The 7070-nt window shown below is 63.3% G+C and carries 9 protein-coding genes; 4 read left to right on the top strand and 5 right to left on the bottom strand.

Annotated features, from left to right (window positions below):
- Window positions 1-387 precede the first annotated feature (387 nt).
- Window positions 388-2367, bottom strand: a complete 1980-nt coding sequence (gene rpoD, locus Q0L30_RS23740) for an RNA polymerase sigma factor RpoD (protein WP_296662739.1) — start codon at window positions 2365-2367, stop codon at window positions 388-390.
- Between the two features lie 484 nt (window positions 2368-2851).
- On the opposite strand from rpoD, the gene Q0L30_RS23735 reads away from it, so the two are divergent.
- Entirely contained in the window at window positions 2852-3064 is a 213-nt protein-coding gene (locus tag Q0L30_RS23735) for a hypothetical protein (RefSeq protein WP_296662737.1), read from the top strand.
- 223 nt (window positions 3065-3287) lie between these two features.
- Here the strand turns inward: Q0L30_RS23735 and Q0L30_RS23730 are convergent, their stop codons facing one another.
- Together Q0L30_RS23730 and Q0L30_RS23725 are read right to left on the bottom strand one after the other, a co-directional pair.
- Complete coding sequence (locus Q0L30_RS23730; RefSeq protein WP_296662735.1) at window positions 3288-3713, bottom strand: GFA family protein; 426 nt, start codon at window positions 3711-3713, stop codon at window positions 3288-3290.
- A gap of 302 nt (window positions 3714-4015) precedes the next feature.
- The gene (locus tag Q0L30_RS23725; RefSeq protein WP_296662733.1) at window positions 4016-4357 is read right to left on the bottom strand and encodes an XRE family transcriptional regulator; all 342 of its coding nucleotides are present in this window, start codon (window positions 4355-4357) and stop codon (window positions 4016-4018) included.
- Window positions 4358-4436: 79 nt separating this feature from the next.
- On the opposite strand from Q0L30_RS23725, the gene Q0L30_RS23720 reads away from it, so the two are divergent.
- From Q0L30_RS23720 to Q0L30_RS23710, 3 genes are read left to right on the top strand one after another with little or no spacing between them, the layout of a single operon-like run.
- Entirely contained in the window at window positions 4437-5330 is an 894-nt protein-coding gene (locus tag Q0L30_RS23720) for a hypothetical protein (protein WP_296662731.1), read from the top strand.
- Window positions 5278-5526, top strand: a complete 249-nt coding sequence (locus Q0L30_RS23715) for a hypothetical protein (RefSeq protein ID WP_296662729.1) — start codon at window positions 5278-5280, stop codon at window positions 5524-5526. Before Q0L30_RS23720 ends, Q0L30_RS23715 begins: the two co-directional genes overlap by 53 nt.
- A 15-nt stretch (window positions 5527-5541) precedes the next feature.
- Entirely contained in the window at window positions 5542-5748 is a 207-nt protein-coding gene (locus Q0L30_RS23710; RefSeq protein ID WP_296662726.1) for a hypothetical protein, read from the top strand.
- 247 nt (window positions 5749-5995) lie between these two features.
- Here the strand turns inward: Q0L30_RS23710 and Q0L30_RS23705 are convergent, their stop codons facing one another.
- Window positions 5996-6361 (bottom strand): copper resistance protein CopC, encoded by a 366-nt coding sequence (locus tag Q0L30_RS23705; protein WP_296662723.1) that lies wholly within the window; start codon window positions 6359-6361, stop codon window positions 5996-5998.
- A 16-nt stretch (window positions 6362-6377) separates the two neighbouring features.
- The coding region (locus Q0L30_RS23700) for a hypothetical protein (protein ID WP_296662721.1) at window positions 6378-7070 on the bottom strand (693 nt) is incomplete at its 5' end.

The raw sequence follows: 7070 nt of genomic DNA, 5'->3' as shown, positions 1-7070 counted from the left end.
GTGAAACGACTCCACGCCGATGATAGTGCGGATTGCCCGTGTGAAAGTAGGTAATCGTCAGGCTCCTTATGCTGTATCCGAAACCCCGGTGTCTCCCTGAGCGCCGGGGTTTTGGCGTTTACGCCTGTGCCCGGAGCAGACGAGGCTGCTCCGCAGCGGTCAAAGTGGACAGTTAAAGCCGCAGGGCACACGAAGCAACACACACGAAGCAGCGCACATGAAGCAGCGCACATGAAGCAGCGCACATGAAGCAGCGCACATGAAGCGGCGCACATGAAGCAGCGCACATGAAGCAGCGCACATGAAAAAGCCGTCCCGAAGGACGGCTTTTTCATATTCAAGCTTCAGACCGCGGCAAAAAACCAGCGGCCTGAATCTTCGTGCAACTCAACGATCGAGGAAAGGCCGGAGCTTGTCGGCGCGGCTCGGATGCATCAGCTTGCGCATCGCCTTGCTTTCGATCTGACGAATACGCTCGCGCGTCACGTCGAACTGCTTGCCCACTTCTTCCAGCGTGTGATCCGACGTCGTGTCGATGCCGTAACGCATGCGCAGCACCTTCGCCTCGCGCGGCGAGAGCGCCTTGAGCGCCTCGTCGATGGCGGCACGCATGTTTGCGTGAATCGCAGCATCGGCCGGCGAGCTCGACGCTGCGTCCTCGATCATGTCGCCGAGCGTTGCGTCGCCGTCGTCGCCCACCGGGCTTTCCAGCGAAACCGGCTGCTTCGCGATCTTGAGGATGCCGCGCACCTTCTCCTCGGTCATGCCCATGCGCGCGGCGAGATCCGCCGGATGCGCTTCCATGCCCGTTTGCTGCAGGATCTCGCGCGAAATGCGGTTCAGCTTGTTGATCGTTTCGATCATGTGCACCGGCACGCGGATCGTGCGCGCCTGGTCAGCGAGCGCACGCGTCACGGCCTGACGCACCCACCACGTCGCGTACGTCGAGAACTTCCAGCCACGGCGATATTCGAACTTGTCCACGGCCTTCATGAGGCCGATGTTGCCTTCCTGGATCAAGTCGAGGAACTGCATCCCGCGGTTCACATACTTCTTTGCAATCGAGATCACAAGGCGCAGGTTGGCTTTCACCATCTCGCCCTTTGCCTGACGCATCTTCGATTCGGCAACCGTCATACGGCGATTGATCGCCTTGATCTGCTGCAGTGAGAGCGATGCACTCGCTTCGATTTCGGCGAGCTTCGTCTGTTCGGCTTGAATGGCCGGCAGGCTGCGCGTCATCGCGGCGCCGTACTTGCTCGACTTTGCAGCCGTGCGGACAGCCCAGTCGAAATCGGTTTCATTGCCCGGGAACTGTTCGACGAACGCCTCGCGCGGCATGCCGCAGCGGTCGACGACGATCGTCAGCACGTTGCGCTCGATCGCGCGGATCTGCGCGACCTGTCCGTGGAGCAGCGTGCACAGGCGGTCGATCGTGCGGGCCGTGAAGCGGATCGGCGCGAGTTCGCGCTGGATTTCTTCACAAATCGCCATTTCGGCGGCCGAGGCGCGCGCGTCTGAATCGCTCGTGCATGCCATCTGCTCGAAGAGCGCACGCACGCGCGCGAAGATCGCGAGGCTGTTCGCCTTCAGCAGTTCGAGTTGCGCTTCGTTGGCCTTGCTCGCATCGCTCGAGTCACTGTCGTCTTCATCGTCGCTGCCGCTTTCGTCGGCGTCGTCGGCTTGCGCCTCGATCTCGTCGCTGTCCTCGGCGTCGGCCATCGCAGCTTCCTGCGGCGGCTCGTCGCTGCCGATGCCATCGACCAGTTCGTCAATGCGCATTTCGTCGCCGGCGACGCGATCGGCGTCAGCCAGAATCGTCGCGACGATCGACGGGCACGCCGCGATCGCCTGGATCATCTCCTGGAGACCATCTTCGATGCGCTTCGCGACTTCGATTTCGCCGGCGCGCGTCAGCAGTTCGCTGGAGCCCATTTCGCGCATGTACATGCGCACCGGGTCGGTCGTGCGGCCGAATTCCGAATCGACGGTCGAGAGCGCGACTTCGACTTCCTCGTCTGCTTCGTCGTCGATCTGGGCGTCGGCGCGGGTTTCTTCGTTCAGCAGCAGCGTGTCGGCGTCCGGCGCCTGCTCGTAGACCTGCACGCCCATGTCGTTGAACGTGGCAACGATCGTTTCGAGTGCGGCCGTCTGCGCGAAGTTGTCGGGCAGATGGTCGTTGATGTCGGCGTGCGTGAGGTAGCCGCGTTCGCGGCCGAGCTTGATCAGCGCCCGCATTTGATGCTGACGTTTTTCGAGTTGCGAGCCGGCGTCCAGTTGAGTCGTATCGCCGGTCTTGTCTTTCGATCCGCGGCGGGCAGGGCGGGCAGACGCGGTCAGCACGTCGTCCCGGTCATGGCTTGTCAATACGTTCTCCTTGAAGCGGGGCCTGACAAGGGCAAAAGAGTCACGCGCCAGCGTTGTGAAGTTCTGGCGATGACGAACTTGCAGGGGAAATGGGCGGGGGCGAATGCCGTTCCGCCGAGGGAGCGCCAAACGCGCGTGCCAGACGCGCGCGCGATTAGCGCGTACGAATGGCAGCCTGAATATTCGTGCAATGCAGAAAGATCGCGTATGGTAGTGCGTTACGCCATGCGAGGCAACCTGAATCGTCGTCAGTAATGCACAGTTGCGTGCCGTGACAGGGTCAAATCACAACGCCTGCTGAATGGCGTCGCACCACGAGCGATTTCCGACTCGAATAACGCAATTAATTGGAGTGGCGAGTCTAAATCGTCGAACCAATTTGCGCTGCGGCTTATTCCGGGAATACGGCGCGGCATGGTGACCTGCCTTCAAAACCTTCCCGCATAAGGTTGCCTTCCGTCGCTCAATAGCGAATGGCGAACATATGATGAACGCGTTTGTCCGCGGACTGGTTGACCGCCGGTTCCTGGCGCGTCGTGCAGTAAAGCGCTGCGTGTTCGTCATGTGTGACGTGCTGGATGCGGCGCTTGCGATGCCGGCGAGTGTCGCTGATCGAATGCGTCATACGAAGCGTGCGCCGCGCGCCAGCGCGATCGGTCCCTCGGAAACCCCTCAGGGCATTGCGGCGGAGCCATAACTATCCGGCCAGATCGCGTTACGCGCAGTCTCGCGGCCGATATTCGCGCAGCTCACGTCAACCCGGAAACGGCACTTCGGACCGCGTGGAACTGGCTGGCTTGAGCCGGATTCGCTCATTCGTCTGCGTAACGTTGCGTTGCGCCAGAACAAATTCCGGTGGCGTGCACACGGTGCGCGTGAGAATGGTCGATCGCCGCAGCGGCAAGAAGGCTAAGCGAGGGTTAAGGCAGTTCGTCGAACTGCGGCAAGGAATCGGTGATCTCGTACCAGGGCGCTTTCGAGCCGACAAAAATGTGCGCGCTCGGGCGGATCGCCGGGCTGTCGACCAGCGTGCCCAGCGTCACATGAACCCAGGCGCTTTCACGCACGACGGAGAACAGCAGCGACCCGCATTGCCCACAGTGGACGTCGTGGCAGGCATGCGCATCGCCGAACGTCAGCAGGTGTTCGGCGCCTTGCGTGACGGCCAGCTTCTGGCGCTCGATGCCGCCAAAGGGCTTGAACGCAGACCCCGTGGCTCGCCGGCATTTCGAGCAGTGGCAATTGAGCGCATAGACGAACGCGTCGTCCACGACGTAATGAACCGCGCCGCACAGGCATCGGCCGCGCAGCCGCACTGCAACGTTTCCGGATGGAGAGGTTGTCATCGTTGCTCCCGGACAGGATTGGCATCGACCCTGCGCTCACGTGAAGTGAGTCGCGCGTGCCTAAGGTAACGGGATTTGGGAGATTGCGCTCCTGCCGGCCCTTTCGCGGCGCGCTGTGCAGGGCTTCATCGGCCGCAATACGCCCTTCCCGCAGGATTTACGCACCAGCCAGGTGCTGCGCAGCGTGTGTGGCTCCCATAGCGCGTTACCTTTGCGTGGTGCGCCCATGTGCAGCAGGCGACCTGTCCGTTCAACGCGTGCCCACCGCGTGCCCACAGCACCCATCTTCGGGCGTACGACGCTCATCGCGGGCGTCCGCTCATCTCCTTCAGTCCCTCGATCACGACGAGCAACGCGCGGCCATGCTCTTCCGAGCCGTCCCACGCCTCGACGATCGCGTTGCGCAGCAGTTCGTTATAGGCAACGGCACGCCTTGCGGCGGACGGTGACTTCACGCCGTAGAAACTGCATAGCTTATTGAATGACGCGCTCCGGCGGAGCCGTCGACCGTTCGAGAGCCGAAGTCTCGACACGGTGGGCTGGCTGACGCCGGAAAGCCGCGCTATTTCGCTGGAGGAGCGGGTATCCGCCGTCAGCTGCGTCAATAGCTCATGCACGGGAAAATGTGTGTCCGGGGCTTCCATGTCATGCATTATATCTATACAGTAACGTTTATTGAATTATCTGTCGAAATGAACAGATAGAAGCACTCCGAGGAAGTCGATGGCACTGAAACACCTACCGCCCGCGTTTTGCTGGTCCCGAATCGGGGCGGAATCCGGCGAAGATCTCGCTACGCTCATTGTTCGCAAGGAGTGGGAGCGGCGTCTGGGCGGCGGGCGTTTCCTGTGGGGCATCGGCCAGTCGCTTGGCAATAGCGCGCAGATTGCGGCGCTGCGCACCGGCTCGCTGCTTGCGCTGTTCTCGCCTGCGGCCAGCCGTGCGCGCGCGCCGGAGCGCAAGCGTGAAGACGTGCTGGTGTGGAACGCCTGGGTCGATGTGAGCGGGCAGGTGCGGCAGTTGCCGCCGCATGTGTTTGTCGCGAGCCGCACGACCTGGCCTTCCGGCCGCGCGCGCGAGCAGCATTACGCGCTGGTGTGCGCGTCGCCCACGGAACTCAGCATCGGCAGCAGCCTGAAGGTGCATCCCGAGCGCCTGCGCACCGTGAGCACGGGCAAGGTGCCGTGCGCTTCGCAGGCTGCTGTCGTGGTGGATCGCGTGGAGCCTGTTGGCGAGCTAGCCGGCAAGAGCTACCCGATCGCACTGGCGGTTGAACTCGAAGCACCGTATGCCGTGCGGCTCACGCAGCCCACGCTCGTGAAGGCACGCGAGCTTGCCGCGATACACCAGGCCGTGCGCGATGGCGACTTCGAGGCGTACGCCGATCTCACGCAACGTCTGCGCAGCCAGTCCGCCGCGCAGCAGGCGCGCGGCGTCACGCGCGATCTCTTCGATATGCCGCCCGCGGATACCGTGGCACCGGTCCGGCACGGCGGCGCACGTCCACACAGCCGCAGCGTTGCGCGCATCGCGGACTGGACGCAATTAACGATGGAACTTTTCCATGGCGATCATCACACGTTCACAAGAAGCCGAGGCCGCGCGGCGCTTCGTTGAGGCGAGCCGCAACGTCGATCTGGCCTTTCGTGCCGTTCGCGGTGGGCAAGTCGCAGAAGCATCGGTGATGGCCCACGGGGCCGCACAGTCCCGTCTGGAGCGTGCGCTCGACGAACTCGCGCGTGCCGAGGCGCTGTTCGATTCGGCGATCCGCGTGCAGGGGCGCAGTCATCAACCGGATCATATGGATACCTGATTAAAGCGAGCCGCCATGACCGGCAAAGCCGCCCGGACCGGCGTGGTCCCCATGGCGATGGCGGCGCTCGAACAGAATCTTGCGCCGCGTGAGCGCATCGTCTCCGATGCGCTGGCCGTCGCGCTGCGGCCGCCCCTCGCGCGGAGCGTGATCGGCAACGTGGGCGCCGGTGCGACGCGCAAGATGGCGGCGTGGGCCGAGCGGCGTTATCCGGGGCTGTGACGCGGCAAACTGTGCCGCAAGCGCTTCATCGACGAAAAGCTGCATGAGGCGCCGAGCGGCGTCGATGCACTCGTGAATCTGGGCGCGGGCTTCCGCGGGCTTCGATACCCGCGCGTGATCGAAGCGCCAGCGCCCCAAACGCTCGCGCAGCGCCATATCGAGCCGACGGGCCGCGCGCTCACCTGCATGCCGATCGAGCGATCGGCCCACGCAGAACACCTGTGATGGCGCGACGGCCCTTGCGTCGTTACTTCACCGTGAACGCGAAGTGTCCTTGCGTGCGGTGCCCATCCGCGGCGACGGCCGCCCATGCGACGTTATAGACGCCCGGCGTCAGCGGATTCAAGCCCACGGACATGTGTTTCTTGTTCGACGCATCGACCACGGCCTTGCCGCTCGTGACGGCCTTGCCTTGCGCGTCCGTCACGGTGATCGAGCTGAATGCGGGTTCGAGTGCGTCGTCGAAGTCGATCGCCACGTCCTTTTGCGCCGTCGTGACGGTTGCGCCCGCGGCGGGGGCCTCGTGAGTCGGATACGCGTGCGCGTGGGCAAGCTGGCAGGCGGCGATCAGGAGCGCGGCAGTGGCGGCGCGTGCGGTGGTTTGCAGTTTCATTTGTTGTGTCCTGCGCTTAGAAGAGGGGTTTGCCGAGCGAATTCGGGAACATGTCGTCGAAGTACAGGTGCGCCTGGACGATCACGCCCACATGGGTGCCCGTCGCACGGTTCACCGGAATCTGCGCTTCGATGCCGAATTGGCCATAGCGGTTAAGCCAGAGCACGCCGGGGTTGATCGTGCCCGTCGTCTGGCCGGCACAGTCGCCCGCCGTGCAGGTGCTCATCGGGAACTCGACCACCGGCACCAGATTCGCAAATGGCTGCGGCAGGCCCAGATCCTTCACCTGGTTTTGCAGGTAGGGAATGCTGTACTGCACCGTCACGCCCCAGCCGACCGAGTTCGGTCCGTTGTCGGAAGAGGCCGTCGTGATGTTCGGGCCGATCGTGCCGGTAATCGCGAGCGGGCGCAGATAGGCGAGAGAGTTCGGCAAGTCTCCGAAGCCCTTGCCGAGGTAGACGGTCGGGGTGAACGTCGAATACGAAGCCCCGATCGCCTTCGAGCCCGTGCCACCAACGGTTGCGAGGAGCCCGACTGACGCCATGAACTCATGCCGCGCATTCGCGTAGGCGAGGTACTTCGCGCCGAATGTGAGGTTGTCCCAGCCCTTCGCGGAGCCGTCGGGAGAGTTCTGGCTCACGTAGTCGCTGGCGATACTGAACGCGAGGTTCTTCGTGATCAGCTTGTCCCACTCGTACGACACGGTGTT

Origin of the sequence: Paraburkholderia sp., assembly GCF_024281035.1 — a bacterium.
GTDB lineage: Bacteria > Pseudomonadota > Gammaproteobacteria > Burkholderiales > Burkholderiaceae > Paraburkholderia.
Note: the sequence above shows the minus strand (reverse complement) of the source record. Positions and strands in the feature narration are given on the sequence as shown.

Excerpts from the sequence above, each read along its gene's own strand:
- Q0L30_RS23735 (WP_296662737.1), top strand. The coding sequence starts at position 2,852 with ATGATGAACGCGTTTGTCCGCGGACTGGTTGACCGCCGGTTCCTGGCG.
- Q0L30_RS23730 (WP_296662735.1), bottom strand. The coding sequence starts at position 3,713 with ATGACAACCTCTCCATCCGGAAACGTTGCAGTGCGGCTGCGCGGCCGA.
- Q0L30_RS23725 (WP_296662733.1), bottom strand. The coding sequence starts at position 4,357 with ATGGAAGCCCCGGACACACATTTTCCCGTGCATGAGCTATTGACGCAG.
- Q0L30_RS23720 (WP_296662731.1), top strand. The coding sequence starts at position 4,437 with ATGGCACTGAAACACCTACCGCCCGCGTTTTGCTGGTCCCGAATCGGG.
- Q0L30_RS23715 (WP_296662729.1), top strand. The coding sequence starts at position 5,278 with ATGGCGATCATCACACGTTCACAAGAAGCCGAGGCCGCGCGGCGCTTC.
- Q0L30_RS23710 (WP_296662726.1), top strand. The coding sequence starts at position 5,542 with ATGACCGGCAAAGCCGCCCGGACCGGCGTGGTCCCCATGGCGATGGCG.
- Q0L30_RS23705 (WP_296662723.1), bottom strand. The coding sequence starts at position 6,361 with ATGAAACTGCAAACCACCGCACGCGCCGCCACTGCCGCGCTCCTGATC.